Origin of the sequence: Geoanaerobacter pelophilus (assembly GCF_018476885.1) — a bacterium.
Lineage (GTDB): Bacteria > Desulfobacterota > Desulfuromonadia > Geobacterales > DSM-12255 > Geoanaerobacter > Geoanaerobacter pelophilus.
In genome coordinates this window covers 240,591-265,699 of record NZ_JAHCVJ010000002.1, presented here as the reverse complement: position 1 = coordinate 265,699, position 25,109 = coordinate 240,591, and the positions used below count along the sequence as shown (strand labels likewise).

Annotated in this window: 26 protein-coding genes; 25 read left to right on the top strand and 1 reads right to left on the bottom strand. The window is 53.9% G+C overall.

The genetic code is table 11. The features are described 5' to 3' along the window. The first annotated feature begins 51 nt into the window (after positions 1–51). The 8 genes from KI809_RS06685 to KI809_RS06650 are packed head-to-tail and all read left to right on the top strand — an operon-like array spanning position 52 to position 7,931. Entirely contained in the window at positions 52–1,380 is a 1,329-nt protein-coding gene (locus KI809_RS06685; RefSeq protein ID WP_214170761.1) for a TolC family protein, read from the top strand. Beyond that, entirely contained in the window at positions 1,377–2,480 is a 1,104-nt protein-coding gene (locus KI809_RS06680) for an efflux RND transporter periplasmic adaptor subunit (RefSeq protein ID WP_214170760.1), read from the top strand. The genes KI809_RS06685 and KI809_RS06680 overlap by 4 nt, the downstream gene beginning before the upstream one ends. 4 nt (positions 2,481–2,484) lie before the next feature. After that, the gene (locus KI809_RS06675) at positions 2,485–5,718 is read left to right on the top strand and encodes an efflux RND transporter permease subunit (RefSeq protein WP_214170759.1); all 3,234 of its coding nucleotides are present in this window, start codon (positions 2,485–2,487) and stop codon (positions 5,716–5,718) included. Next, positions 5,718–6,146, top strand: a complete 429-nt coding sequence (locus KI809_RS06670) for a C-GCAxxG-C-C family protein (RefSeq protein WP_214170758.1) — start codon at positions 5,718–5,720, stop codon at positions 6,144–6,146. The genes KI809_RS06675 and KI809_RS06670 overlap by 1 nt, the downstream gene beginning before the upstream one ends. A gap of 44 nt (positions 6,147–6,190) precedes the next feature. Then, positions 6,191–6,415 (top strand): YgaP family membrane protein, encoded by a 225-nt coding sequence (locus KI809_RS06665; RefSeq protein WP_214170757.1) that lies wholly within the window; start codon positions 6,191–6,193, stop codon positions 6,413–6,415. Next, on the top strand, positions 6,412–7,242 hold the full coding sequence (locus KI809_RS06660) for an MBL fold metallo-hydrolase (protein ID WP_214170756.1): 831 nt from the start codon (positions 6,412–6,414) through the stop codon (positions 7,240–7,242). Before KI809_RS06665 ends, KI809_RS06660 begins: the two co-directional genes overlap by 4 nt. Positions 7,243–7,266: 24 nt before the next feature. Next, the gene (locus KI809_RS06655) at positions 7,267–7,644 is read left to right on the top strand and encodes a rhodanese-like domain-containing protein (RefSeq protein ID WP_214170755.1); all 378 of its coding nucleotides are present in this window, start codon (positions 7,267–7,269) and stop codon (positions 7,642–7,644) included. After that, positions 7,641–7,931, top strand: coding sequence for an ArsR/SmtB family transcription factor (locus KI809_RS06650; RefSeq protein WP_214170754.1), 291 nt, complete (start codon positions 7,641–7,643; stop codon positions 7,929–7,931). The genes KI809_RS06655 and KI809_RS06650 overlap by 4 nt, the downstream gene beginning before the upstream one ends. Here KI809_RS06650 and KI809_RS06645 read toward each other — a convergent pair. Beyond that, on the bottom strand, positions 7,879–9,606 hold the full coding sequence (locus KI809_RS06645) for a methyl-accepting chemotaxis protein (protein WP_214170753.1): 1,728 nt from the start codon (positions 9,604–9,606) through the stop codon (positions 7,879–7,881). The genes KI809_RS06650 and KI809_RS06645 overlap by 53 nt on opposite strands. A 174-nt stretch (positions 9,607–9,780) precedes the next feature. Between KI809_RS06645 and KI809_RS06640 the strand changes: the two genes are divergently transcribed. The 17 genes from KI809_RS06640 (at position 9,781) to KI809_RS06560 (ending at position 25,050) form a co-directional block, all read left to right on the top strand. Continuing rightward, positions 9,781–10,863, top strand: coding sequence for a sensor histidine kinase (locus KI809_RS06640; protein WP_214170752.1), 1,083 nt, complete (start codon positions 9,781–9,783; stop codon positions 10,861–10,863). Positions 10,864–11,025: 162 nt separating this feature from the next. Beyond that, complete coding sequence (locus KI809_RS06635) at positions 11,026–11,388, top strand: response regulator (protein ID WP_214170751.1); 363 nt, start codon at positions 11,026–11,028, stop codon at positions 11,386–11,388. Next, positions 11,385–11,891 carry a chemotaxis protein CheX gene (locus KI809_RS06630; protein ID WP_214170750.1) on the top strand — a complete coding sequence of 169 codons (507 nt, stop codon included), beginning with the start codon at positions 11,385–11,387 and terminating at the stop codon, positions 11,889–11,891. Before KI809_RS06635 ends, KI809_RS06630 begins: the two co-directional genes overlap by 4 nt. A gap of 17 nt (positions 11,892–11,908) precedes the next feature. Then, the gene (locus tag KI809_RS06625) at positions 11,909–12,949 is read left to right on the top strand and encodes a response regulator (protein WP_214170749.1); all 1,041 of its coding nucleotides are present in this window, start codon (positions 11,909–11,911) and stop codon (positions 12,947–12,949) included. Beyond that, on the top strand, positions 12,949–15,039 hold the full coding sequence (locus tag KI809_RS06620; RefSeq protein ID WP_214170748.1) for a tetratricopeptide repeat protein: 2,091 nt from the start codon (positions 12,949–12,951) through the stop codon (positions 15,037–15,039). The genes KI809_RS06625 and KI809_RS06620 overlap by 1 nt, the downstream gene beginning before the upstream one ends. A 145-nt stretch (positions 15,040–15,184) precedes the next feature. Beyond that, positions 15,185–15,613, top strand: coding sequence for a flagellar basal body rod protein FlgB (gene flgB, locus KI809_RS06615; RefSeq protein WP_214170747.1), 429 nt, complete (start codon positions 15,185–15,187; stop codon positions 15,611–15,613). Between the two features lie 55 nt (positions 15,614–15,668). Continuing rightward, positions 15,669–16,109 carry a flagellar basal body rod protein FlgC gene (gene flgC / locus KI809_RS06610; RefSeq protein ID WP_214170746.1) on the top strand — a complete coding sequence of 147 codons (441 nt, stop codon included), beginning with the start codon at positions 15,669–15,671 and terminating at the stop codon, positions 16,107–16,109. A gap of 25 nt (positions 16,110–16,134) precedes the next feature. Further along, positions 16,135–16,440 carry a flagellar hook-basal body complex protein FliE gene (gene fliE, locus KI809_RS06605; RefSeq protein WP_214170745.1) on the top strand — a complete coding sequence of 102 codons (306 nt, stop codon included), beginning with the start codon at positions 16,135–16,137 and terminating at the stop codon, positions 16,438–16,440. A gap of 24 nt (positions 16,441–16,464) precedes the next feature. Continuing rightward, positions 16,465–18,048 (top strand): flagellar basal-body MS-ring/collar protein FliF, encoded by a 1,584-nt coding sequence (gene fliF, locus KI809_RS06600; RefSeq protein WP_214170744.1) that lies wholly within the window; start codon positions 16,465–16,467, stop codon positions 18,046–18,048. 40 nt (positions 18,049–18,088) lie between these two features. Beyond that, complete coding sequence (fliG, locus tag KI809_RS06595; RefSeq protein WP_214170743.1) at positions 18,089–19,081, top strand: flagellar motor switch protein FliG; 993 nt, start codon at positions 18,089–18,091, stop codon at positions 19,079–19,081. Beyond that, entirely contained in the window at positions 19,074–19,880 is an 807-nt protein-coding gene (locus KI809_RS06590; RefSeq protein WP_214170742.1) for a FliH/SctL family protein, read from the top strand. Before fliG ends, KI809_RS06590 begins: the two co-directional genes overlap by 8 nt. Then, positions 19,877–21,202 carry a FliI/YscN family ATPase gene (locus KI809_RS06585; protein WP_214170741.1) on the top strand — a complete coding sequence of 442 codons (1,326 nt, stop codon included), beginning with the start codon at positions 19,877–19,879 and terminating at the stop codon, positions 21,200–21,202. Before KI809_RS06590 ends, KI809_RS06585 begins: the two co-directional genes overlap by 4 nt. A gap of 58 nt (positions 21,203–21,260) precedes the next feature. Continuing rightward, complete coding sequence (gene fliJ, locus KI809_RS06580) at positions 21,261–21,707, top strand: flagellar export protein FliJ (protein ID WP_214170740.1); 447 nt, start codon at positions 21,261–21,263, stop codon at positions 21,705–21,707. Further along, on the top strand, positions 21,704–22,261 hold the full coding sequence (locus tag KI809_RS06575) for a hypothetical protein (protein ID WP_214170739.1): 558 nt from the start codon (positions 21,704–21,706) through the stop codon (positions 22,259–22,261). Before fliJ ends, KI809_RS06575 begins: the two co-directional genes overlap by 4 nt. Positions 22,262–22,329: 68 nt before the next feature. Then, positions 22,330–23,979: a flagellar hook-length control protein FliK gene (locus KI809_RS06570; RefSeq protein ID WP_214170738.1), complete on the top strand. Its 1,650-nt coding sequence runs from the start codon at positions 22,330–22,332 to the stop codon at positions 23,977–23,979. Positions 23,980–23,992: 13 nt separating this feature from the next. Then, entirely contained in the window at positions 23,993–24,661 is a 669-nt protein-coding gene (locus KI809_RS06565) for a flagellar hook assembly protein FlgD (RefSeq protein WP_214170737.1), read from the top strand. A 2-nt stretch (positions 24,662–24,663) separates the two neighbouring features. Then, positions 24,664–25,050: a TIGR02530 family flagellar biosynthesis protein gene (locus KI809_RS06560; RefSeq protein WP_214170736.1), complete on the top strand. Its 387-nt coding sequence runs from the start codon at positions 24,664–24,666 to the stop codon at positions 25,048–25,050. Positions 25,051–25,109: the final 59 nt, after the last annotated feature.

Below are 25,109 nucleotides of genomic sequence, written 5' to 3'. Positions count from 1 at the left end.
AAAGATTATATATATAAAAAACACTATATATTGCTTTGTCTAGGGGTGCGCATGCGCATGCATAAAATTCTGATAATTATTGTTCTTCTTGCCTTTGCCAACGCTTCATATGCCGAGGAACAACTTGGGCTTAAAGAAGCGTTGAGCCTTGCCCTGGAAAAAAATCTCCTGGTAAAGGCGTCAAGCTATGAGAGTGCCGCTAATGCGGCCGGGGTCAAGTCGAGCCGTTCCCGTTACCTGCCGCGCGTTATTTTTGAAGAGCGTGCCGTCTTGACCAACTCCGGCACCAGGGCATTCATGATGAAACTTGACCAAGGGCGGTTCTCGATGGCCGGCGACCTCAACCATCCTGACCCCACAGGGGACTTCCAGACTGCTTTCACGGTCGAGCAGCCGCTTTTCGACATGAACCTCATTCGTGGAATGGATGTTGCCGGCTTAGAGTTGTCGCTCAGTGACCATGCCCTCGAAAAGAGAAAGCAGGAGATCGCCTTCCAGGTTTACGCTGCCTATCTTAATGTACAGAAGAGCAGGGTGCAACTGTCAGTAGCAGAGCAGGCCGTCAGGGATGCCACTGAGCACCGGAGGATTGCCGGGGTGCGGAGCGAGTCCGGGGTCGGACTGAAATATGACGAGCTGAGGATCGCTACCTTTCTTGCCGAGCTGGAACAGCAGAGAATAACCGCTGAAAATGAAGTGAAACTGGCACGGCTGCGGCTTGGCCAGGTTGTGGGGTTGCCGTCCGGGGCTGCTCCCGGCATTGCAGAGCATGTCACTGCTCTTGAGTTGACGGTGTCTCAGGAATATCTCGAGCAAGAGGCACTTATCGGCAGGCCTGACATCAAGGAGTCGGCCGCGGAAGTTGCCAGGGGTGATGCTGCTGTTGCTGTTGTTAAGGGGAGCAATTGGCCGACACTGTACGCATCCGGATCGTACCAGATGAATGATCGCGACCTGCCGGGCGGACGAGATAATGACAGTTGGGTTGCCGGAGCTGTGCTCAGATGGGATATTGCGGGACCTCTCAAAAATCGGGGCGAGATTGAGCGGGCACGGGCCAAGAGGAATGCCGCAGAGTCTTATCAGCAGGCGTTGAGGCAGGAGGCCTCAATCCAGATCAGGGAGGCGTTGTTGCGTCGTTCCGAGTCGGAGAAGCGCTTGGCAGTTTCCAGAACCGCAATAAAAGATGCCGAAGAGATGGTCCGGCTCGTCAGCAAACGGTTTGAAAATGATCTCTCAACAGCTGTTGAACTGCTGGATGCCCAGACTGCGCTGAACCGGGTACGTGCCCAGCTTGCCGAAAATGAGGCAGGTTTTGCTCTGGCAACTGCCACTGTTTACCAGAGAGCAGGGCTTTTTTTGAAGGAGGTAGTGCGATGAGGATGAGACTGGTGGCGTTTATTGTCGCCTTGATGATGGCTGTAACCGGGTGCAGCGGAGACCGGCATGAGGGGACAACCAGCAAAGGTGTGGCTCAGGTGGTCAAAGGGGTGCGCCTTGAACAGGTTACTGCAAGTGAGGTTCCGCAACGTCAGGAGGCGGTGGGGACGGTTATGGCCGTTACCAGCGCAGTTGTCGCGGCGCGCGTTGCCGGCACTATTACGGCCATGAACGTCAAGGAAGGGGACCGGGTCAGGAAGGGGCAGACACTGGCGGTTCTGGAAGCCAATGAGACGCTGGCCGGCGCTTCGGCAGCTGAGGCTGGAGTCGAAGAAGCAAAGCGGGCGCTTGAAGAGGCAAAATCGAGAAAGAAGCTGGCTGACGGCACGTTTCAACGCTTTCAGAAACTTTATAGCGAGCAGGCAGTAACGAAGCAGGAGTTTGAGACCCGGAAGTCCGAGCAGGAGGTTGCCGAACAGGGGGTGCTGCGTGCCGAGTCAAGGCTGGTGCAAGCGAAGGAAAACTCCAGGGCGGCCGCGGTTATTTCCGGATACACCCGCCTGGTCTCGCCGATCAGCGGGGTAGTGACCGCAAAGGCGGCGGACCGTGGGGCCACGGTATTTCCGGGGACGCCGGTCCTTTCGGTTGAGGAGGAATCGGGTTACCGGCTGCATGTTCAGGTGCCAGAAACGCTCAAGGGGGGAGTGACTGCAGGACAGTCAGTGGAGATGGTCATTGACGGGCAACAGCCCCGGTCCGGGGTTGTCTCGGAAGTGGTCCCGGTTGTCGATCCGGCCAGCAGGACCTTTACCGTCAAGATTCCGGTCAGCGGCAAGGGGGTACGTTCCGGTACTTATGGCCGGGTCTATCTGCTGCAGGGCACTGTCCGCGGCATCCTGCTCCCCAGGGGCGCGGTGCTGGAGCGCGGTACTCTCACGTCGGTCTGGGTGGTTGACAGCGGCAATATTGCCAGGATGAGGCTTGTCAAACCGGGCAGAATAGTGGGTGACAAGGTGGAAATCTTGTCTGGCGTTACAGTAGGAGAGCGGGTGGTGGTTAGCGGGGCGGATAAGGTTACTGACGGCGTGAAGGTGGAGTGACAGCATGACTGAACTAGGTTTTGCGGGGAAGATCGCCCGGGCATTTATAAATTCAAAGTTGACGCCGCTTATCGTTGGCGCAGCGCTGTTGCTCGGCCTGTTTGCGATCAAGATGACTCCTCGCGAGGAAGAGCCGCAGATCGTGGTGCCGATGATCGACATCTTCCTGCCGCTTCCCGGTGCATCACCTGCAGAAGTTCAGGAGCGGGTGGTAAAACCACTGGAACGGAAGCTTTGGGAGATAAAAGGGGTCGAATACCTTTACTCCATGAGCCGCCCCGGCATGGGGATCATCACGGTCCGTTACCTGGTCGGCGAGGATATGGAGAAGTCGCTTGTTAAGCTTTACAACAAGGTGATGAGCAATCGCAATCTCCTGCCCCCTGGTGCCGGTGAACCGCTGGTTTCCCCAAAATCGATAGATGACGTTCCGATCCTTGCTCTTACCTTGTGGTCAGATCGTTACGATCACGCCACTCTGCGCACCGTTGCCAAAGAGGTTTGTGACGAGCTGAAAAAGGGGGAAAATGTTGCCGAAGCAATGGTCACCGGCGGCGTGTCCCGGCAGGTACGGATAGCTCTTGATGCCGGTAAGCTCGCCTCGCGCAGGGTTTCACCCCTTGAGGTCGCAGCCAGCTTGCAGAAAGGTAATGCTAGTCAGGCATCCGGTGCCTTCAGCGAGGCCAACCGGGAAATGCTGGTGCAGACCGGGGAGTTCTTTAGCGATGCCGAGGCGTTGCAGCGGTTGGTGGTGGCAGTCAGGGACAATAAGCCGGTGTACCTTGCCGACGTGGCAACAGTGAAAGATGGCGTTACCGAGCCTCAGGATTATGTCTTTTTCGGACTCGGTCCTGCGGCCGGTGTTGGGGAGCACACACCGGCGCAGCAGCATAACGCCGCCAGGAACTATCCCGCAGTTACTGTATCCGTGGCCAAGCGCACCGGCGCCAATGCCACCTGGGTAGCGGAAGACCTGATGAAAAAGGTCGAGTTCCTGAAGGGAAAGGTGATTCCCTCTGACGTGCAGGTGACGGTTACCCGCAACTACGGAGAAACTGCCAAGGAGAAGAACAACGAACTGCTCTTTCATATGTTCCTGGCCGCAATCTCGGTAACGCTGCTGATCGCCCTGTTCATGGGGTGGCGCGCCGGAGCCGTGGCCGCAATCGCAATTCCGGTGACCCTGGCACTTACGATTCTCATCTTCTATCTCATTGGCTACACCCTGAACCGGATCACCCTCTTTGCCCTGATCTTCTCCATCGGCATCCTTGTCGATGATGCGATAGTGGTGGTGGAAAACATTCACCGCTACTTCACCACAACCAAATTGAAGCCGTTGGAAGCTGCGGTGCGGGCAGTGGACGAGATCGGTAATCCGACGATTTTGGCCACCTTCGCGGTTATCTGCTCCATCCTGCCGATGGGGTTTGTCGGTGGGTTGATGGGGCCGTACATGCGGCCGATCCCGGTTGGCGCCAGCATGGCAATGCTCCTCTCCATGTTCATTGCCTTTATTGTAACGCCGTACTTTGCCTATCGCTTCATGAAAGGGGAATCTCACGCTGGCAGCGATGAGCAGCCCGAAGACTCGAAACTGACGGCGTTCTATCGCAGGGCCATGGGGGCGCTTATCCACAAAAAGCCGCTACGCAACGGTTTTCTGGTGGCTGTGGTGCTCCTGCTGCTGGCTGCCTGCTCGCTCATCTATTTCAAGGCAGTGACGGTGAAGATGCTGCCGTTTGACAACAAGAACGAACTGCAGGTGATCATCGACGCGCCGGACGGGACGCCGCTGGAGCAGACCGCACGGATAGCTGCAGAGATGGGCGATGCCCTCAGAACAGTACCGGAAGTGGTAAATTTTCAGACCTATGTCGGGGTGAACTCTCCCTTCAACTTCAACGGGCTGGTCAGGCACTATTATCTGCGCAAAGGGCCGAATCTGGCCGATCTACAGGTGAATCTCACCCATAAGGCCGAACGGAAACTGCAGTCCCATGATATTGCCAAAAAAATCCGGCCGCTGGTGAAGGCGGTGGCGGACAGGTATGGCGCCCGGGTCAAGGTGGCAGAGATTCCGCCCGGCCCGCCGGTACTTTCCACGCTCGTTGCCGAGGTTTATGGGCCTGATGATGCCACCAGGGCCGATATTGCGAAAAAGATCAAGGAGATCTTCAGCAAAACCCCGGGCGTGGTTGATGTTGATTGGTATCGCGAGGATGACCGCCAGAAAGTTACTTTTGCGGTGGATCGGGAAAAGGCTGCCATGAACGGCATTGCCGCTGAGGATGCTGCCCGGACTCTCGGTATCGCCCTTGGTGGAATGGATGCCGGACTGCTGCACCTGCCGAAAGAAAAGGAGCCGGTTACCCTCAATCTGCGGTTGCCGGTAAGCGACCGGAGCTCGATTACTGCCCTTTCATCCATCTACCTGCAAGGTGAGAAGGGGAGCGTGCCGTTATCGCAGCTGGTCAAACCGCTACAGGGGCTCGAGGAGAAGTCGCTGTACCGTAAGAACCTGAAAAACGTCGTTTATGTGATCGGTGACGTTGCCGGCGCTGTCGAGGCACCGGTGTATGCTATTCTCAAAATGCAGAAAGAGATTGCCGCCATCCCGCTGCCAGGAGGGTACAAGATCGAGCAACTTGCCTCTCGGCAGCCGTGGAGCGAAGAAAAGCCTGGTCTCAAGTGGGATGGCGAATGGCACATTACCTACGAGGTGTTCCGCGATCTCGGTCTTGCCTTCGGTGCGGTGATGGTACTGATCTACATCCTGGTGGTGGCCTGGTTCAAGGATTTCACCACACCACTGGTGATTATGGCGCCGATTCCGCTGACCTTGATCGGCATCTTGCCGGGGCACGCCCTGTTTGGGGCGTTCTTTACCGCAACATCTATGATCGGTTTCATTGCCCTAGCCGGAATTATCGTCCGAAACTCTATCATCCTTATCGATTTCGCTGAGATTAAAAGGCGCGAAGGGATGGCGCTGGACGAGGCAATTATCGAGGCCGGTGCGGTAAGGTTCAGGCCGATGCTGTTAACCGCAGGCGCAGTGGTAGTCGGAAGCTTTGTGATTGTTTTCGATCCGATCTTTCAGGGGCTGGCGATTGCCATGATGTGTGGCGAGATCGCCTCCACCACCCTGTCGCGGGTTACCATACCGGTACTTTACTATCTTGTGCAGTCGTGGAAAGAGCGACATCATGTGGGTGAAACAAAGGAGGAGGTTTGATGTTCTGGCAAAAAAAGAAACAGCAGTCGCTTGAAGCCATGGAGCTTGGCGAACTCTGCCGAATCGAGGGGGAGGCTCTGTATCGCTCGGGTAAATACCACTGCGCCGAGGCGGTGCTGGAAGTAATCAGGAAGCACTTCACTCCGGAGGTGCCGGAGTCTCTGGTTCATACGGTAAGCGGTTTTGGGGGCGGCTCCGGTTCCGGATGCATCTGCGGCGCGGTTTCCGGTGGTACGGTGGCTCTGGGGCTGGTGCTGGGTGACGACAAGAAGCGGATCAGCCATCTGACCAGGGAGCTTCACTCATGGTTCAAAGATAAATACGACTTTACCTGCTGTAAGATCATCCGGCAGAATCACAAAGGGGTCTGTCCGGTGTTGACCGGAGAGGTGGCAGGCAAGATCGCGGAAATGCTGTCTGCCCGGTAGGGGCAATTCGCGAATTGCCCTGGATAAAAAATAGGAGAAAAACCATGAAAGAGGAATTTTACATCGAACGTATCGTCAGGATCGTAGCCGGAAGCTTTATCTTGGTTTCGCTGTTGCTGGCCCATTTCCATTCACCCTACTGGCTCTGGTTCACCGGGTTTGTCGGGCTTAACCTGTTCCAGTCCGGGTTTACCCAGTTCTGCCCGATGTTCAATATTCTGGCCAAGCTGGGAGTCCCGCGGTTTCCCAAGGGATGCTGCCCTAAATGAGATTCCGGGTCACCATCTTGTGTGACAACTCTGTCGGGCCGATCAGCGGGACCCTCGGGGAGCACGGCTTTGCCGCACTGGTTGAATGGGGTGGCGGCTCGCTGCTCTTCGATACCGGCGGAGGCGATACCTTACTGCACAATGCGACCAGGATGAACCGCGACCTCCGGCAGGTGTCGGCTGTTGCCCTTTCACACGGGCATTACGACCATACCGGCGGACTGCGGCAGTTCCTGCAACTGGCAGGAACCAAGCCGATTTATGCCCACCCGGCGCTCTTTACCCCGCGCTATCGCGTCAAAGATAACGGCGAGTCGTTATCAATCGGTATCCCTTTTGGTGAGGAGTATCTTCGAGGCATTGGGGCGGCATTCGATTTTGCCGACGGGAGCAGGGAGATTGCCCCGTCAATCTTCCTTACCGGGAGTGTGTCACGCAGAAACAGTTTCGAGCTTGGCGACAGCGGCCTTTTCTGTGACAGCAAAGGTTGCCATGCCGATCCGCTTGGTGACGACCAGTCTCTGGTGATCGTTGGTGAAAAAGGGCTGGTGCTGCTGCTTGGTTGCTGCCATGCCGGGTTGATCAACACCATTGAAGCGGCGCGGGAATTGACCGGGGTGGAGCGGGTACAGGCAGTAATCGGCGGGACGCATCTCGGGTTCTGCTCCCAGAAGCAGTTAGGCGCAACAGTCAATGCCTTGCGCCGCATGGGGGTTGGCAAGATCTACGGTGCCCATTGTACCGGGTTCACTGCCGCTGCCAAGCTGCACCAGGAGCTGCCGGGGCAGTATCACCACGCCATGGTAGGGACATCGGTCGAAATATAGAAAATTTCCAACAGGGGGGATTTAATGCTCAGGATTGCATCTTTGGTTTTTCTGCTGGTACTGGTTGCTGTTACTGCCTTTTCGGCGGGCTACCGGAATATTGCCTCTGCCGAGGCGAAAAAAATCATCGAACAGAAGAAAAATGTCTACCTGCTTGATGTCAGGACCCGGGAAGAGTATCGCCAGGCGAGGTTGAAGGGATCGGTACTGATACCGATCAATGAAATCGAACGCCGCCTGAACGAAGTTCCCAGGAATCGTCCGGTTGTTGTCTATTGCGCTGTCGGGTCACGCTCCAATCTGGTGGCTGGATTCCTGTCAAGTAAGGGATATGGTGAGGTCTATAACATGCAAGACGGTATCATGGGGTGGTACCGAAATGGGTTCATGGTGGAACAATGACCATTGATCAGCACAATGAAACCGCTTTTAAAGAACAGGCCCTTGTTTTGAGAACACTGGGGCATCCGGTCCGATTGCGAATCGTGGTTGGGCTATCGGGACGGTGCTCCTGCGTCAAGGAGATTTGGGAATGCCTGGGTTTGCCTCAGGCAGTGGTATCGCAACACCTAAAGGTCATGAAGGAGAACGGGATACTGGATGCCAGGCGGGAAGGGACCAGGGTCTGTTATTCTCTCAGGAATCCACGCCTGGCTGAGATGGTGAAACTTCTGCCTCTTGACTGCTGAACGGCATGATCTCCCGCTGCAGTTTCTCTGTGGAATTGGCCAGGGCGTCTATCTGAGCCACTATCTCCTTCGAATTTCTCACGTTCTCCAGCATCATCAGCCCTGATTCACCGATGCATTCTTTCAGGTTGTCGCTGAGGGTTAATTGTTCCAGAGCCTTCTTGCGCAGCAGCTTCATCCGCTCGTTATCCTCAATGACGCTCTGCAGATAAAGGTGGGTGCCTTTTGTCTGTTCCTGAGTTGATATGATGACCTTGCGCGACAGGTCACGCATCTCTTCCAGCGCCGAGACCACGAGAATTGTACCCCGTTCCTGCTCTTTGATCGAGCGGGTTACCTGATGGACCCGTTCCAGGTTCTTGTCCGCTTCCTCGCTGATTACCCTGCTGCCCGATGCCTGCTTTACTGTTGTTGCGGCAATTCTCTGGATCATCTGGGCAACTTCGGTGGAAGTGGCCTCGATTTTTTCAAGGGCCTCGCTGGTCATGGCCGAGATCTTTACCCCGCTCTTGCCGCGGTCCTTGCCGATTGCGATTGCCCTCTGCACAGATGCGGTTTCCTTCTGGATGTTTTTTACCAGGTCTTGGATCTCGCTCGCAGACGATGATGTCCGATGGGCCAGCGAACGCACTTCGTCGGCTACTACAGCGAAGGCTTTGCCGCGCTCTCCTGCCTGGGCGGCGATGATCGAGGCATTCAGCGACAGCAGGTTGGTTTGCTCAACAACCTCCTGGATCATCTTGACAAACTCTCCAACCCTTGCAGAATAAACTGAAAGCCGGCCGATGGCATTAAATGACTCTTCAGTGCTTTGCTCTATCTCGTGCATTGCCTTCTGGGTGGCAGTCATGGCCCTCATCCCGTCCTGGGCCAGCATTCTTACGTTGACGGAGCTTTCCACCGCTTTCTGGGTGTTGTCGCGGACATTGTTGATTGCCGTAGTAATTTGCTGGATTGAACTGGATGTCTGCTCGGTAGAAGATGAAAGTGCGTCGATGTTTCCAGAGATTTCCTTAAGGTTGGCGGCCATCTCCTCGATGGAGGCCGATGTGTTCAATACGCTGTCGGAATAGTTGCGAATCGTCTGGGCAATGGAATCGGTGGTGGAGTTGATCTCGGTGGCAAAGGATGAATGCTCGTCACTACGGACGCTCAGGTCTTCAATCTCTTTCATGAGTGCTTTAAAAAAATCATTAACTTTGGCAACAGACTCAAGAGTTTCATTTTCTTTTTCAGCATAGGTTTCATTGCCCTCAACCATTTTGCGTGAAGTCATGGCGAGCGCGTTGGATTTATTGATATAGTCTTGGGAGATGACCGCAACATTTTTGACCATGGAAACGACTTGGTCAAGAAAGCTGCTGTGACACAGTTTCAAGGATTCCAGTTCATCTTTGCCGCTGTGAGGAAAGTCGATAGTCTTTTGCGGGAAAATACGGGAGAGAGAATCAAAATTTGACTGTAACTGGAGTTGCAGTGCCTGCTTAATTACCAGGGCGCAAAATGATCCAACAAGCAATCCGGCGACGATGCAACCAAACATGTAAAGTGGGGTAAATGCCTTGCTTCCGAAAAAAATAGCAGAATAAAACGGGAATACCACTCCCATGACAATTCCGAAGGAAAGCATGAATAGTCTGATGCTTCTCAGCGAAGTGAGGTATGCTTTGAACATGTACTCTCCGTAATGGACGGCAACTTATTTATTACGAATCTTTACCATGCGAATTGCTAAGCGTCAAACCAACAGAGCTGTTATACAGGAATAACTCGCTTTGCTTGCGACCTGAACAGCGGGTATGGAAACTTTTTCTTAAGTAGAATGACACTTTCCCCGATAGGTAAATCTATGGAATCATCAGGAAATACGGGATATGCAGCCGATTCTGCCATGGCGGGCAGGTTTGCCGGAGTTTCCGGAGTCGCCGAATCTCTGGTAGAAAACCTTTCCATCGGCATGGTCATGGTTGATAACGAAGGGACTATCTGCTACCTGAACCAGATGGCAGAACGGATCTTGCAGATTTCCCGGCAGGATGTAGTCGGGAAACGGGTCTACATGCTTCCTTTAAAGACGGCTATTTACAAGGTGTTGGGAGAAAACTGCCGTGACTATCCAGTTGAGATGAACATCCATGGCCTGGTTGTCCAGGCACGGGCAACCTCGGTAATCTGCAGAGAAGGGGCATGCCTTGGTGATATGTATGAATTGCGCGACATAACAGCCGAGAGGCGTGAGCAGCGGAAGAGCGATGAGTTTGTTGCTTCTATGACCCATGACCTCAAGTCACCGCTTACGGTGATGCTCGGCTATCTGGATGCACTTGTCGGCGATCCGAAGGTATTGGCTGGAGAACGGGCAGCGCAGTGCGTGGCAGAGATAAAAAGAAGCGGCCACCGACTCCAGGGGATGATCGAAGATATTCTCGATTCATACCGCCTGGATGCAGGCCTGGTGGAGATTCGCCGCGAATTCTGTAATATCGGAAAAGTATTGGCTGAATGTTGTGCTGATTTGGCCCAGGATGCGGAAACTCACGGCATCGCATTCAGTTGCACCGTCGATCCGGCGATTCCGATAGTTAAGGCCGATGCCAAGCAGATCGGCAGGCTCTTTTCCAATATCATCAGCAATGCCATAAAATTCACTCCCAAGAGCGGGGAGATCAAGGTCTCAGGTTTCATGGACGGCACCGATATAGTCATGGAGGTTTCTGATACCGGGATAGGCATTCCGGCAAAGGACCAAGAGCGCATTTTCAATAAGTATTTCCGTTCGGCAAAGGTCAAGGGATACAAAGGTACCGGGTTGGGGCTGACCATCTGCAAGGCCCTTGCTGAGGAGCATGGGGGTAGCATTGAAGTTGCAAGCAGTGAAGGCGAAGGGAGCTGTTTTCGGGTAAGGATTCCTACTGAGAGCCAATCGCCCTAAAGATTTACCCTGAACTGCCGAAACAGAAGTTACATTACATGCTACATGCATTACCGATTCTCACATTTGTGCTGATTCCGCCAGGGTAAGGGTTGCGTATCGGATATTACCGTGTAATGTTTATCCTGACAATTTTTCAAGAGACACAAGGAGGTATTACCAATGGCCAATGTACTGATTGTCGACGATTCATCAACAATGAGAAAGATCATCTCTAGGTCCTTGCGGCAGGCTGGTTTGCCGGTAGACGACATTTTCGAGGCAGGTGACGGCATTGAAGGTTTGAATGCGCTCTCAGCCAACAAGGTCGATCTTGTGCTCTCCGATATAAACATGCCCAACATGGACGGGCTGGAATTCATCAAGGCTTTGCGCGCCAATGGCAGCAAGGTGCCCATAGTCATGATCACCACCGAGGGTGGGGAGGACATTCTCAAAGAAGCGATGAACAGCGGCGCCAGCGACAGTATCAAGAAACCGTTTACCCCGGAGCAGCTCAACGAAAAACTGGGAGGGCTGCTATGACACTTAATACCAATGTTTCGCAGGCCGCCCATATCAAAGAAGAAGACCTCCGGGGTTATGTGATTCATGCGACAAAGGAAGTATTCAGTACTATGGTAATGATGGACGTCGCCGATTCGTTTCCGCTAGCGGAACCGGTAACCCATTTTCACTGTAGCATAACTGGAATGGTCGGACTTGCCGGGACCTATACCGGGATTCTTTCTATCCATTGCCCCAAGCCTTTTGCCATGAAAATTACTTCCAACATGCTGGGCATGGAAGTTGATGAAGTGGGCGAGGATGTGAACGATGCGCTTGGGGAGATTGCCAACATGCTTGGCGGGTATGTAAAACAGATTCTCTCCAAAGGCGGGTTGGACATAAGTCTCTCGATCCCTACGGTTATCTCCGGGGAAGAGTACACAATTAACGCCATGACTGACAGTGATTGTGTCATAATTCCTTTTACCTTCGAAGATGCACGGTTTTTGGTGGGACTTAAATTAAGTAAAGAAGGCTGAAAACCTGCCGGGTGACCATGAAACAGCTTAAACTCAAAGATATGATGGATGCTGCCTTGACCCAGACGGGCGAGGAGAGCAGCATGCTGCTCGGACAGCAACTGAACATCGACGAAAGCGACACGGTCTCCACCAACAAGGTCACCTATTTCTCCGACATGGACGACGCCATTTTTGTCGCCAATGTTGAGGCACGGGAGGAGTATAACGGCCAGTTTTACATGATCTTCTCCCTGAGAGACGCCATTTTGCTCAGCGGCCTGCTGCTGGGGATTCCGCCTGCCAGGGTCAATGAAAAACGCAGACTGGCCATTATGGAGCCGGATGATATTGATGCCTTCGGCGAGATAATGAACCAGATAATCGGCTCGTTCAACTCGGTTTTCAAGCCGTCGCTGCCCCAGAAAATTCATCTTAAGCTGAATGCCCCGAAAAAATTCATACCTGGTGTCGATGAGATGTCGGATGATGAGCCGATACCGACCGGTGATTATGTCCTGTTCCGGGCCCAGTTGAATATGGAAGGGCTGGAGATGGACCGGTTGAATATCCTGGTCCCACTTGAGCTTGCCCACCAGATCGAACCCCCTGCTGCTGAACCTGAGCCTGAGTCTGAAGCGGTTTCCGATGATCAGCCTTCTGCCACGGAGAGTGCCGGAGCATCTGCTGCAGGGGCCGATGTGGCAGGCGGGGCTACTATCTTGCTGCTTGAGGATGACGAACAACTCAGGGAGATTGTCAAACAGTCGTTAAGTGCAGCAGGCTTGTGCGTCGTAGCGGCGTCGCTCAAGGCTGACATCAGGGAAATCTGCGCTCAGAGCAATGCCCGGGTCGCCGTTGTCGGAGTTGCAGATACCGAGGACCGGGAATTGGCACTCTGTATCAAGCTTAATGCAATGAACCAGGACTCCCCGCTTCCTATAATCATGTGTGCTCCGCAATGGACCCGTTCCGGAGTTTTGAAGGCGCTTAAATACGGGGCCCGGGACATTGTGCTCAAACCTTACGATGCCGATGAGCTTGTCTCAAAAGTCAACAGGTTCCTGAAGGCTGCGTGATGACGCGGCTGCGATTCATAGCTTCTTGTATCTCGCTGGTGCTTTCAGTTATCGGAAGCTCCTCCGATGCCGCCGCAGAAATTCCGTCACGTCTTCGTCGCATTGATATCCGTCCCCACCAGGATCACACCCGGATCATTTTCCAGCTTGACCAGGGAACTGAGTACTCAGTAAATGAACTCCCCGGCAATCGCCTGAAGGTGACTTTTTCCAGTGCCGATGCTCCACTGCTTCGCCGGCTCAGAAGCTATTCCGACCAGCATATAAAAGGGGTTGCCGTTGCCCAGCGCGGCAACTTCGTGCGGGTCACTATCGGTATGAGCAGTGCGGCGGAAGGGGCAAGGGTCATTGACAGTTGCCTGCCGACCCTTACGGTGGATATCGGACCGCGTTTCCGGACCCGCCGCGATGTCCCATCGCTGCCTGAAGGGCGAGAGTCGATCTGGAACGGCGCCGGCCGATTTGTTAAGGAATATGACCCTCCGGTACGTTCTGAGCTCCCTTTTGTGCCGACAGACCAGCAGTCGCTGCGCGCCCTGCTCAGCGAAGAAGAGACCCGACAGTTTTTGGCCGGGGAAGCGGCTGTTTACAAAGGGCAGGCGGCAGATGCGCTAAGTATCTTAAGCTCTTTTCTCAACAAGGATTCCAAGATTCTTTCTTTGGCCACCTATCGTTGTGGCCAGGCGTATTACTGCCTCCTCGATTATGGAAAGGCTCTTCAGTTTTTCCGGCAAGGCGAAAGCCTCTGGCCGCAATTCCTCGATCTGAGCGTTGATGCCAAGTTTGCCTATGCCGACTGTCTCATCAGGAACGGGGAACTTGCTGCGGGCAGGAAGCTGCTCTCCGGTTTGATAGCGGACAAGGCCGAGAAAAAATCGGCGCCGATCCTGCTGGTGCGGTTGGCAGACATCCTTGCCCGGCAGAAACTGGAAACAGAATCAAGAATAATTTATAGCAATGTCATCCGGTTCTTTCCTGAGAACAAGGCTGCAGTCTATGCCGCATTAAAACTCGCCGACAGGAGATTCCCGGAGACTGACACTTTTGCTTATCCCGGTCTAAGAGACGAATATCTCCGCATAGCCCAGGTATCCAGTGACTTCATTGTCAGGGAAGAGGCTTTTTTCAAGGCAGCGCTCCTGGATTCACTGTTCGGCAGCGGAATGAATGCGCTTACCGCAGTTGCCGATTATGAAAAACGGTACCCTCGAGGGATTTTGGCGTCTCTGGCCCGTTCCATCCATCTTGATCTGATGCCGGTTGTCTACAAGGAAGTAAAGAAGGCAGGCGAACCGGAGCTTATGGTCAAGGTCATGGACCGGAATGCCGACTACCTTGCCAAGTGCATGGACGAGTCATCATTTATTGGCGATCTTGACCAATCATTTACGGAGCTTGGCCAGGTTCAGGAGGAAAACCGCCTTTTTGGCCGGCTGGCACGCCGCGATTGGGCAGTCCGGCAGGCCCCGTTTCTGTACGGTAAAATCATGGATAACGCCATGTCCCTTTCTGACTGGGCTCTTGCAGAGTCTACCGGACGGGAGTTCATCCGGAAGTTCCCCCTTTTGACCGAGACACAACGGGCCAGGGAACTGCTCGGCGATCTCGGTTACCGGAAGGGCGACCTGGACGCGGTCAAGGCCGATCTTGCTTTTCTTCTGGACCCAAAAGTGCGTGCCGGAATTCCTGAGAGCTATTATTATCTTGGCAAGTCCTTGGAGGCCGGTAAGTCATTGCCGCAGGCAGTGAAGGCAATGGAGCTTTTTATTACGGCCATGAACAGCCGAAGGGCAACGTCTCCATTGTTGGCAGATGCCTATTTTGTGGCGGGGACGTCATATCAGGCATCCCGGAATAATGCGAAAGCGATGGAGTATTTAACTGCCGGACTTGTCCAGGCGCCGCAGGAAGGGCGTGATCGGTTTCTTTTCCGGTTGGGAGAATTGAGCCGGAATCAGGGGCAGACCGCAGAAGCGAAAAAGAATTGGGAAAAGATCGTCAAGGAAGGGCGTGACCCTGTCTGGCAAAAGCTTGCGTCTCAGAAACTGGCTGACCTTGAGTGGAAGGAGCGGCCTGGCGCGGATATTTAAATAGAGTCAAAAAAATGGCTTTTGTCAAAAATGATCATGAGGCGCCTAGCAAAGGCGCCTTTATTGTTTTGTAATGGCTCAATTTTATTAATTAAATTGGATGGTATATCTTTTGCTCAAAGGCAGTGGATAAGGAGGGATTACTATGCCGATTGAGGGGATATTTTCCAATACCATAGAGCTGCTTGGGAAAAGCATCGACCTGAGGGCAAAAAATCACAATCACATCTCTGCCAATCTTGCCAATGCAGAGACTCCTAATTATATTCCGGCGACGCTTTCGTTTGAAGGAGAGCTCAGGGATGCCTTGAAGTCCAATAAATCAGCAAATCCTGGGAAAAAAGCGGTGTCACATCCTCGACACATCCCGTTGAAGGGACAGGCCAATTCACTGGCGTCAGTTGAGGGGAGAATCGTCGAAACCCCTGCGCCGGGAATAGGTCGTGACGGTAATGCCGTAGAACTGGAACAGGAGATGGGGAAACTGGCTGCGAACCAGATCATGTATAATGCGTCGGTGCAGATAATCGGCAAGAAATTCGAAGGTCTCAAAAGCGCTATCAAGGGGCAGTAGCCGGGTAGTTAATTATGAACAGGGATGATGCCCATCCCGAACAGTGAGGTTAAAGATGGACTTCTTTACATCCATGGATATCAGTTCCTCGGCATTAACCGCGGAACGGACCCGAATGAATCTCATCTCCAGCAATATTGCCAATGCAAATTCGACAAGAACCCAGGAAGGCGGACCGTACAAGCGGAAGGATGCGGTTTTTGCCTCAACTGCGCCGGCTGCAGCCTCCTTCAAGTCGGCGTTGCAGAGTGCTGCCCGGAAGAATTCCGCGGGGGTCGAGGTTATCGAGGTGGTGGAAGACCCAAACCCTCCCCGCCTTCAGTATGACCCTTCGCATCCGGATGCCGACGCTCAAGGGTATGTTGCCTATCCGAACGTGAATGTTGTTGAGGAGATGGCCGACATGATAGCTGCTACCAGGGCGTATGAGGCTAATATCACCGCTTCGCAGGCAGCCAAAAGCATGGCTATGAAAACTCTGGAGATCAGCAGGTAGCATCAATAGTAAACAGGAGTGACACATGGATATCAAGGCTATAGAAAGCGGGTTCGGCATTGGCAAGGCGTTTCCTTCCTCTGGTGCTGCAGCGCCGCAGGTATCTCCTTCGGAAGGTTTCAGTAAATTCCTGGGGGAGATGATAGAAAAGGTCAACACTTCCCAGGTCGAGTCGGATCAGGCAGTGCAGCAACTCGTTACCGGCGAGACCAAGTCGCTGCACGAAGTAATGATCGCCATGGAGAAGGCCAGCATCTCCTTCCAGTTCATCACCCAGGTCAGGAACAAGGCGGTTGAGGCATATCAAGAGATCATGAGAATGCCGGTCTAGTAAAATCTAATCACAGAGTAGTCAATGCCAGATAATTTGAAAAAATATATTGAGCCGTTTCTTGCACTGTCTCCTGCCAAACGTTGGTTGGTGGGAGGGATCGTCGGACTGTCGATTGCCGCCTTTGCCGTGTTGATTGTCCTGGCAAACAAGACCGATTATCGGCCATTGTTTGCCAACCTGAACACCGAGGATGCCGGCGAAATAGTCAAAAAACTGAAAGAGCAGAAGGTCCCGTATCGCCTGTCGCCGGACGGCAAGGCGATTCTGGTGCCTTCGGAAAAGGTCTACGAACTCCGCCTGACTCTTGCCTCTGAAGGTTTGCCGCAGGGTGGCGGTGTCGGCTATGAAATTTTCGACCGGAAGAATTTTGGCATGACCGAATTCGTCCAGAAGCTCAACTACCAGCGAGCGCTCCAGGGGGAACTTTCCCGGACGATATCGCAGCTAGCCGGTGTTGAACAGGCCCGCGTGCATCTGGCAATTCCGGAAAAGAGCCTCTTCAAGGATGCCGAAAAGCCGGCGACTGCCTCGGTTGTGCTGAAGATCAAAGGCAGCCGCAGTCTTCGGGAATCCGATGTCCAGGGGATAGTGCATCTGGTGGCTGCGTCGGTCGAGGGGCTTGATCCGGAACATGTGACCATTCTTGACGGCAAGGGGAAGATCCTCTCCCGCACCGGGCCGCTCGATGCCACATCCAAGTTGACCGGTACCATGCAGGAGACCCAGAAGGCCTTTGAAAAGAGCACTGAGGAGCGGTTGCAGTCACTGCTTGACAAGGTGGTGGGCACCGGCAAGTCGGTGGCAAGGGTTTCGGCATCATTCAACTTCAAACAGGTGGAAAAGTTTGAGGAGCGCTACGACCCCGAGGCTGCAGCAGTAAGAAGCGAGCAGCGGAGCGAGGAAAAAGGCGGAGGCAGCGCGATTACCGGGGTGCCTGGTGTTCAGACAAACCTGGGCCGAGCACCGGCAGCCCAGCCACAGGCAGGTGGTGGCGGGTCCAAGAGTGATGAAACACTCAATTACGAGGTGAGTCGGTCCACTGCCCGGACCATTGAGCCTGTGGGTTCGCTGTCAAAGGTTTCGGTAGCGATCCTGGTAGACGGCAAATACGATACCCCGGCTGCCGGCAAGGACGGCAAAACCGGCAAGGCCAAATATACGCCGCGGACCCCTGATGAGCTTACAAAGATTGAGGCATTGGTCAAGAGTGCCGTCGGCTTCAGCGCCGAACGGGGAGATCAGGTTACGGTTGCCAACATCCCGTTTCAGGACACCGAAGAGATGGCGTCGGCGACCAAGGATGAATGGTGGAACGCCCCGTTCTTCCTGTCCCTGTTGAAATCCGTATTGATAGGTATCGGCTTCTTTGCGTTGCTGTTCCTGGTTATTCGTCCAATGCTGAAATCATTAAGAGCCAGTATGCCCCAGACGACCTTTGTGCCTGAGGAAGATGCAGAAGAACAGGTTCGGCAGATGATTGCCTCCCAGCAGAAACAACTTGCCGTGCAGGCAAGCAGTCAGATGGAGTTGATCGAAAAGATCAAAACCGAGCCGTATCAAGCGTCACAGATTATCAAGAACTGGCTGGATAAAAGAGACGACTGACCATTGAATTGGCGGTAAATGTTATGGAGTGGGGTAAGAAATGACAGGAGCGGAAAAGGCCGCCATACTCCTGCTATATGTGGGGATAGATGCAACGACCAAGGTCTTCCAGCACCTGGATGACATGGATATCAAGAAGATCAGCCAGAGCATGGCCAGCCTTGGCCATGTGTCACTGCCGGTAATACAGGAAGTGGTGGATGAGTACAACAAGATTACCAGTCCAGACGCCGGATTTTTCTCCCAAGGGGATGAGTTTGTCCGCAAGATCCTGGAAAAGGCCCTTGGTGTCTCGAAAGCGGATATGCTGCTGCAGGAGCTTCATACCACCAGCATCGGTGATATTGAGGACATCCTCTCGGAAATGGATGCCAAGACCGTCGCCAACTTCCTGTCACAAGAGCATCCGCAGACCATTGCCGTTATTGTTGCCAAACTGCGGCCCAAGCAGACCAGCGATATAATTGCCCATCTTCCGCTTGATCTGCAGGCTGAGGTCATTATCCGGATTGCCGACGTTGATCAGGTTTCTCCGGAAATCCTAAAGGATATCGACGATGTCATCCGGCGAGAGCTTACCTCTCTGGGTGGGGTCCAGAGCTTCAAGGTTGGTGGTGTTGAAAAGGTGGTCGAGATGTTCAACCATCTGGATCGGAGCAAGGAGAAGCATATCCTGGACAAGCTGGATGTGATGAATCCGCCGTTGGCAGAGGTCATCAGGAAGCATCTCTTCACCTTCGAGGATATCTTCAAGCTGGACGACCGCTCCATTCAGGCCATTATGCGCGAGATTTCAAACGATACCCTGACCCTTGCCATGAAGGCGTCCACGGAAGAAGTGAAGGAAAAAGTGTTCCGGAACATATCGAGCCGTGCCGCAGAAATGATAAAAGAGGATCTGGAGGTCATGGGTCCGGTCCGTCTCTCCGATGTCGAGAAGGCGCAGACCGAAATTATCAAGATCGTGCGCAAGATGGAAGAAGATGGCAAAGTTGTTATTGCCGGGCGCGGCGGAGACGACGTCCTTGTCTAGAGTCATCAAAGAAGCCAACCTTAAGCATTGCTCGGTGTTCAACGTGAACTACGAGGATCTGTTGGGTAACGGCAGCAAGGAGAACGGAGCGCCACCGTCATATCTTGAAGCAGACGGCTTTACCCCGCTGTTTTTCAATGAACATCTCGGCGCAGTCAATGACGTCGAGGTCCATGATGCTGCTGCCGCTGAGGTCTCTCTTGAAGCAGGGATCGCCCCGGCAGCGGATATCCCCGAGGGGATGATTTATATTTCCGAAGACGAATTGCAGGGGCAGCTTTCCGATGCCTATGCGCGGGGCGCCGAAGAGGGGCGGCAGGTTGCCGAGCGCGGTCTGGCCCATGTATTCAAGGCCCTCAGGGATGGGGCCGATACCCTGGCTGCTTTGCGGGACAAGGTTTTACGAGAAAGCGAGGTCGATCTGCTGAAGCTGTCCAGCCTGGTGGCGAAAAAGATCGTTCTTCAGGAGCTCAAGCAGGACCCGCAGATCTTGGCTAATATCGTTGCTGCTACGATAAGCTGTTGCTCTGACCAGGAAAGGATATCAATTCGGCTCAGCCCGGATGATTACCAGATGGTCATGGCTAATCGTCAGATGATTCCGGCCGATGAGGGGCGTGTCGTCTTGGTCCCGGACAATGCGGTGAAGCTGGGTGGTTGCCTGGTGGAAACGACGACCGGGACTGTTGATGCGCGGATAGAATCGCAGCTAGACGAGGTGTACAATCGGTGCATGGAAGAGCGTGGAATACCTCAGGAATCCTTGATCGTAGGCGTTGATGAGGAACAGGGGTTATGAACGAGCCTGCTGTAGACTTTACGAGATACCTGGCTGTTGTTGATGACATGCGGCTGATCCGCTTCAACGGCAAGGTAACTCAGGTGGTCGGCCTGGTAATAGAAGGGTTCTGCCCGGATACTGCCGTGGGCAGCCTTTGTGAAGTTCACCCGGCTGACGGCGCTCCCATCCCGGCAGAGGTGGTAGGCTTCCGTGACAACAAGACGCTGCTGATGCCGCTTGGCGAGCTGCGCGGTGTGGGGTTGGGGAGCCTGATCACGGTTCTCAGGCAAAAGTCGTCAATGAAGGTGGGCCCGGGGTTGCTCGGGAGGATCATCGATGGTCTCGGTGTTCCGATTGACGGTAAAGGGCCGATTATTGCCGAAGAAGAGTGCCCAATTTACGCCACTCCGGTTAACCCGCTGCAGCGCGAGCCGATCAGGAAACCACTGAATCTGGGAATCAGGGCCATTAACGGGCTGCTTACCTGTGGCCAGGGACAGCGGGTCGGCATCATGGCTGGCTCCGGGGTCGGCAAGTCAACCATGCTGGGGATGATCGCCCGCTATACCGAAGCGGACATCAACGTCATTGCGCTGATCGGCGAGCGAGGCCGGGAACTCAGGGAGTTCATAGAAAAGGATCTCCAGGCCGAAGGGCTGCAGAAGTCGGTGGTGGTTGTGGCCACATCTGATCAGCCCCCATTGGTGCGGATGCGCGGGGCGTATATCGCCACCACCATTGCCGAGTACTTCCAGTCCAAGGGTAAAAAAGTGCTATTGATGATGGACTCGGCAACCCGTTTTGCCATGGCGATGCGGGAAGTAGGACTTGCCATCGGCGAGCCGCCGACCACCAAAGGGTACACGCCTTCGGTGTTCGCTGCTTTGCCCAAACTCCTCGAACGGACCGGCAATTTCCAGAACGGCAGCATAACTGGCCTCTATACCGTGCTTGTCGAGGGCGATGATTTTAATGAACCGATCTCCGACTCTTTGCGCAGTATTCTCGATGGACATATCACCCTTTCTCGAGAGCTGGCGGCTAGAAACATTTATCCGCCTATCGATGTGCTCCACAGCGCCAGCAGGGTCATGAATGACGTCACTGCCAGGAGTCACCAGAAGCTTGCCGGCAGATTCAAGGAGTTGCTGGCAACCTATCGGCAGTCGGAAGACCTGATCAACATCGGGGCGTACAAGTCCGGAAGCAATCCGAAAATAGACGCTGCCATCTCCAAGATGAACGAGATGACTGCTTTCATCAAACAGGACGTTTATGACGGAATCGGCATGGAACAGTCGCTGGCAGAACTGCAAAACATCTTTCCCGATGAGGAGTAGGTTGCATCGGTCTACATGGGTTTAGCAAGGTGCAGAACGATTTCTGCGGGAGCTGCGTATGCAGAACAGAGGCTTCAAGCTGCAACAGGTGTTGAATTTTCGGAAGGAAGTCGAAAAGGCCCGATCTCTGGAACTCGCCGAAGCAAAGCGCGAGCTGGATCATGCTGCAGAGCGGTTGAAGCGGGAGGAAGAGCATGCCGCGAAGGTGTCTGCAGAGCTGGCGGCCAAGCAGGCCAAGGGGATCAACGCCAATGAGTTCCTTATGTACTCCAATTTCTTTCACAAGAAGAGCAAGGATATCAAGCGGCAGCGGGAAGAGGTCGATACCCTTGACGTGAAGGTTGCCGAGCGGCGGGAGACATTGCTGGTCGCTTCAAAGGAGAAAAAGGTCTTGGAGTTGTTCAAGGAGAAAAGGGTGGCAGCAGATAAAAAAGCGCTTTCGATCAAGGAGCGTGATTTCATCGATGAGATTTCTGTTCAGAAGAAAAGCCGGTTGACTCCATGATCGCAAGGGTATGCAAAGCAGGTGCAGCATTGTTGTTGATTCTGTTGGCTGCGTGGGGGGCAAACAATCATCGCCCGGCGTTCGCTGCCAGCGCCAAGGAGGCCGAGCGTCAGGCCGCAGCTGCCAAGCGCGAGAGCCAGCAGAAAAATGTGGCTGATGAGCTGCAAGGCATCGAAAAAAGGCGTCAACAGGTAATGGAGAAGGAAGCAGCGCTGGCGGTAAAGGAACAGGAGATAAACCGCGCCGCCGCAGCTCTGGATGCAAAGATCAAGGAGTTGGCCGCCGCCCAGAAAACACTGGAAAACGCCTTGAATGACAAGAAGAAGAAAGATGCTGAATACGCCTCCGAGCGATATAAAAAGATGATCAAGCTTGTGAAAGGGATGAAACCGGAGGAATCGGCAAAGCTGCTTGACAAGCTGGACGAAGAGACGGCCATTGGCGCGCTTAACCAGCTCGACCAGAAAACAATCATCAAAATGGCCAAGTATCTCAACCAACCGCGGCTGGTTCGCTGGTTAAATGACAACCTTCAGGTTGCAACGAAAAAATAACGTGTTTCAATTAGTTGTCATGTGTGACGGCTATTGACTATTCCAACAGAGAAAGGAGGTGAGACAGAATGGATATCATGAATGTGATGATGAACAGTATGACGCAGTCTTCTGCAATGCTGACTGCAACGGGGGGAGCCCCGGCGCAGGGTGGGACCGCCGGTGCAGATACCGGTAAGTCGGCGCTTTTCTCGACGCTACTCGGTTCCATGCAGCAATCGCAACTGGCGGCTTTGCCACCACAGGCAGCAGTTGAAGGGGACGTGCCGGCAATGGACATCAAGACGCTAATGGCTCTCCTGCAACAGGTCGCGCAAGGCGGAACCGAAACCGCTGAACAGCCTGCCGACGGAATGCCGGCAGCAAAGGAGTTTAAGGCCTTATCACTCGTACAGCTGCTGAATGGGCTGAAGGACAGGCTGGAAGCTCCGAGTGCCGAGATGAACCAGGCAAAGACCCAAACCATCAATGCAGAAGGCATTGAGCAACTGGTTGCAGAGCTTCGGACACTCTTCGGGCAGGAAGGTGAGTCGCTGCCGAAGATTTCGGAGAAATTGCTGGGGCGTCTCAGTCCGGAACTGACTGAGAAAATCGGAGCAGCTCTTGGGCAGAAAACTCAAGAGGTCACCGATGAGGTCCCGCAGGGTCAGGAGCAGGATGCTAAAGACCAGTTGATGGCACTTCTGACCGCCATCAGCGGATTATTGTCGCAGTCCCCTCGCCAGGCCCCGGAAAAGAAGGTGGAGACTGGTGAAGAGAGTGCAATGCCGGGTATTATTCCGGTGGTTACTGCTGAGCAGAAGAAGAGTACCACGGCAACAGTGGCCGATGCGGTAACCATGCAGAAGCGTCAAGATCCTGCTGCGGTTATGGCAGCTGATGCCGAGGTGAAAGCTGTTAATCCTGAGCCGGAAAAGCTGGCTAAGACCTTTGCCGGACCTGATTCGACACCGGTCGCCGAACCGGTAAGCCAGGCTAAAGTTGTGAAGCCGCACAATGCACCGGTTCAGATCCTTCCTACGGCATTGCCGGTATCGCTGCCGGAAGAGATTGCAGTGGATCAGCCTCAGGAAAAGATCAACCTCGCAGCAATCGACTTAGTGGTAACAGAAGAAGAGGCAATGCTGGAAATGTCGCAACCGGAAGCAGGATCGCAGAAGTCTGAAGCAGCGGCAAACCGGGAGCTGCCGAAGTCGGAGTCAGTTTTTGCCTTGACTGCAGATGGCAAGTCGCAGCTGATCGCCAATGATCGGCCTGTTGCCGAGAGTTCAAGCACAACTGTGACCCGCGAACAGATCGTGAGCCAGGTGAAGGAAAAGCTGGCAGAGCACCGGATCACGCAGGACAACGGTCAGGTCACCATCAGGCTCAACCCGGCTGAACTGGGTGAGTTGAAGATCAATGTAAGGATGGACGACCAGAGGCTTCGGATTGAAATCGTTGCCGAAAACAGGACCGTAAAAGACGCTCTCATGGAGAATCTCGGAACGCTCAAGGAGGCACTTGCCCGCCAGAACATCGAGATGAAGCAGTTTGATGTCTCCACGGGAAGCAAGCAGTTTTTCCATCAGGGGTTCCGCGAAGGGCGGCAACAGGAACAGCAGTACGTTGCTCCCCGGCAGGCAGGGTGGCTGACCGGCAACACTGCAGCTCTGGACCAGTCCGCTCCGGCAGTCTGGCAACCGCGCGCTAACGCCCTGCTCGACATGGTGATGTAAAGGAGGTTGAAACATGACAGTTAATGCAGCAACAGCAGTAACCGACTCGGCTTCAGGTGCGGCGGCAATGAAAAAAGCCACCGGCATGAACAAGGATGATTTCCTGAAGCTGTTTATAACCCAGATGAAGAATCAGGACCCGTTGAGCCCGATGGACAGCACGGCGTTTCTGGGGCAACTAGCCCAGCTTACGCAGGTCGAGCAGGCCTACAACACCAACAGCAACCTGCAGAACCTCATTGCAGCTCAAAACGGCAGCAATAACCTTAACGCCGTATCTTTCCTCGGCACCACTATTCTTGCACAGGGGAACCAGGTCAATCTTGCGGCCGGCCAGCAACCGACCATCGCCTACAACCTGGCAAGCGGAGCTCAAAAGGTGCTCGTAGAGATCCGGGATTCAGCCGGAGCAGTTGTTAAAAGCGTTGCTAGCGGTAGCACGTCATCCGGCGACAACAGCTTTGTCTGGGATGGCAAGAACGACAAGGGCGAGGCCCTGGTAGCGGGCGTCTACAGCGTGTCAGTCAGCGCAATCGATGCCAAAGGCCAGCAGTTCTCCGGCACTCCGTTGATCCAGGGGCGCGTGGATGGCGTATCTCTTGACAGCACGACACCTCTGCTCACCGTCGGTGGGGTGAGTGTGCCGCTGAGCAGCGTATTGAATGTGAAGAAAGGAGCATGAACGTGGTGGACAGGATATTTATCCCAAGTCCGATCCAGGTTCCTACCCAGAAGCCGGTTTCGACAACCAAGCAATCCGGGACTGTCGAAGGCGGTAACACGTTTGCCAAAGTACTCCAGGAAAAGCTCCCGTCACAAGGGGTTCGCTTTTCGCAGCATGCTCAAGACCGCCTGAAGGCAAGGGGGATAAGCTTTTCCGAAAATGACCTGCAAAAGCTGGAAGGTGCAGTTGATTCCGTAGCCAAGAAGGGCGGGAGAGAGTCGCTGGTCATGCTGGGGGATGCGGCACTGGTGGTGAGCGTTAAGAACCGGACAGTAGTAACTGCCGTGGATCGGCAATCAATGAAAGGAAATGTGTTTACCAATATCGACTCAGCCGTAGTTCTTTAACCAAGTTATATCGACAGAAATTAAATGGGCTGGCCCTCCTGAGGAAGCCCTATCGAAAC

Coding starts and splice junctions, on each gene's coding strand:
- KI809_RS06685 (WP_214170761.1), top strand. CDS start 52: ATGCGCATGCATAAAATTCTGATAATTATTGTTCTTCTTGCCTTTGCC.
- KI809_RS06680 (WP_214170760.1), top strand. CDS start 1,377: ATGAGGATGAGACTGGTGGCGTTTATTGTCGCCTTGATGATGGCTGTA.
- KI809_RS06675 (WP_214170759.1), top strand. CDS start 2,485: ATGACTGAACTAGGTTTTGCGGGGAAGATCGCCCGGGCATTTATAAAT.
- KI809_RS06670 (WP_214170758.1), top strand. CDS start 5,718: ATGTTCTGGCAAAAAAAGAAACAGCAGTCGCTTGAAGCCATGGAGCTT.
- KI809_RS06665 (WP_214170757.1), top strand. CDS start 6,191: ATGAAAGAGGAATTTTACATCGAACGTATCGTCAGGATCGTAGCCGGA.
- KI809_RS06660 (WP_214170756.1), top strand. CDS start 6,412: ATGAGATTCCGGGTCACCATCTTGTGTGACAACTCTGTCGGGCCGATC.
- KI809_RS06655 (WP_214170755.1), top strand. CDS start 7,267: ATGCTCAGGATTGCATCTTTGGTTTTTCTGCTGGTACTGGTTGCTGTT.
- KI809_RS06650 (WP_214170754.1), top strand. CDS start 7,641: ATGACCATTGATCAGCACAATGAAACCGCTTTTAAAGAACAGGCCCTT.
- KI809_RS06645 (WP_214170753.1), bottom strand. CDS start 9,606: ATGTTCAAAGCATACCTCACTTCGCTGAGAAGCATCAGACTATTCATG.
- KI809_RS06640 (WP_214170752.1), top strand. CDS start 9,781: ATGGAATCATCAGGAAATACGGGATATGCAGCCGATTCTGCCATGGCG.
- KI809_RS06635 (WP_214170751.1), top strand. CDS start 11,026: ATGGCCAATGTACTGATTGTCGACGATTCATCAACAATGAGAAAGATC.
- KI809_RS06630 (WP_214170750.1), top strand. CDS start 11,385: ATGACACTTAATACCAATGTTTCGCAGGCCGCCCATATCAAAGAAGAA.
- KI809_RS06625 (WP_214170749.1), top strand. CDS start 11,909: ATGAAACAGCTTAAACTCAAAGATATGATGGATGCTGCCTTGACCCAG.
- KI809_RS06620 (WP_214170748.1), top strand. CDS start 12,949: ATGACGCGGCTGCGATTCATAGCTTCTTGTATCTCGCTGGTGCTTTCA.
- flgB (WP_214170747.1), top strand. CDS start 15,185: ATGCCGATTGAGGGGATATTTTCCAATACCATAGAGCTGCTTGGGAAA.
- flgC (WP_214170746.1), top strand. CDS start 15,669: ATGGACTTCTTTACATCCATGGATATCAGTTCCTCGGCATTAACCGCG.
- fliE (WP_214170745.1), top strand. CDS start 16,135: ATGGATATCAAGGCTATAGAAAGCGGGTTCGGCATTGGCAAGGCGTTT.
- fliF (WP_214170744.1), top strand. CDS start 16,465: ATGCCAGATAATTTGAAAAAATATATTGAGCCGTTTCTTGCACTGTCT.
- fliG (WP_214170743.1), top strand. CDS start 18,089: ATGACAGGAGCGGAAAAGGCCGCCATACTCCTGCTATATGTGGGGATA.
- KI809_RS06585 (WP_214170741.1), top strand. CDS start 19,877: ATGAACGAGCCTGCTGTAGACTTTACGAGATACCTGGCTGTTGTTGAT.
- fliJ (WP_214170740.1), top strand. CDS start 21,261: ATGCAGAACAGAGGCTTCAAGCTGCAACAGGTGTTGAATTTTCGGAAG.
- KI809_RS06575 (WP_214170739.1), top strand. CDS start 21,704: ATGATCGCAAGGGTATGCAAAGCAGGTGCAGCATTGTTGTTGATTCTG.
- KI809_RS06570 (WP_214170738.1), top strand. CDS start 22,330: ATGGATATCATGAATGTGATGATGAACAGTATGACGCAGTCTTCTGCA.
- KI809_RS06565 (WP_214170737.1), top strand. CDS start 23,993: ATGACAGTTAATGCAGCAACAGCAGTAACCGACTCGGCTTCAGGTGCG.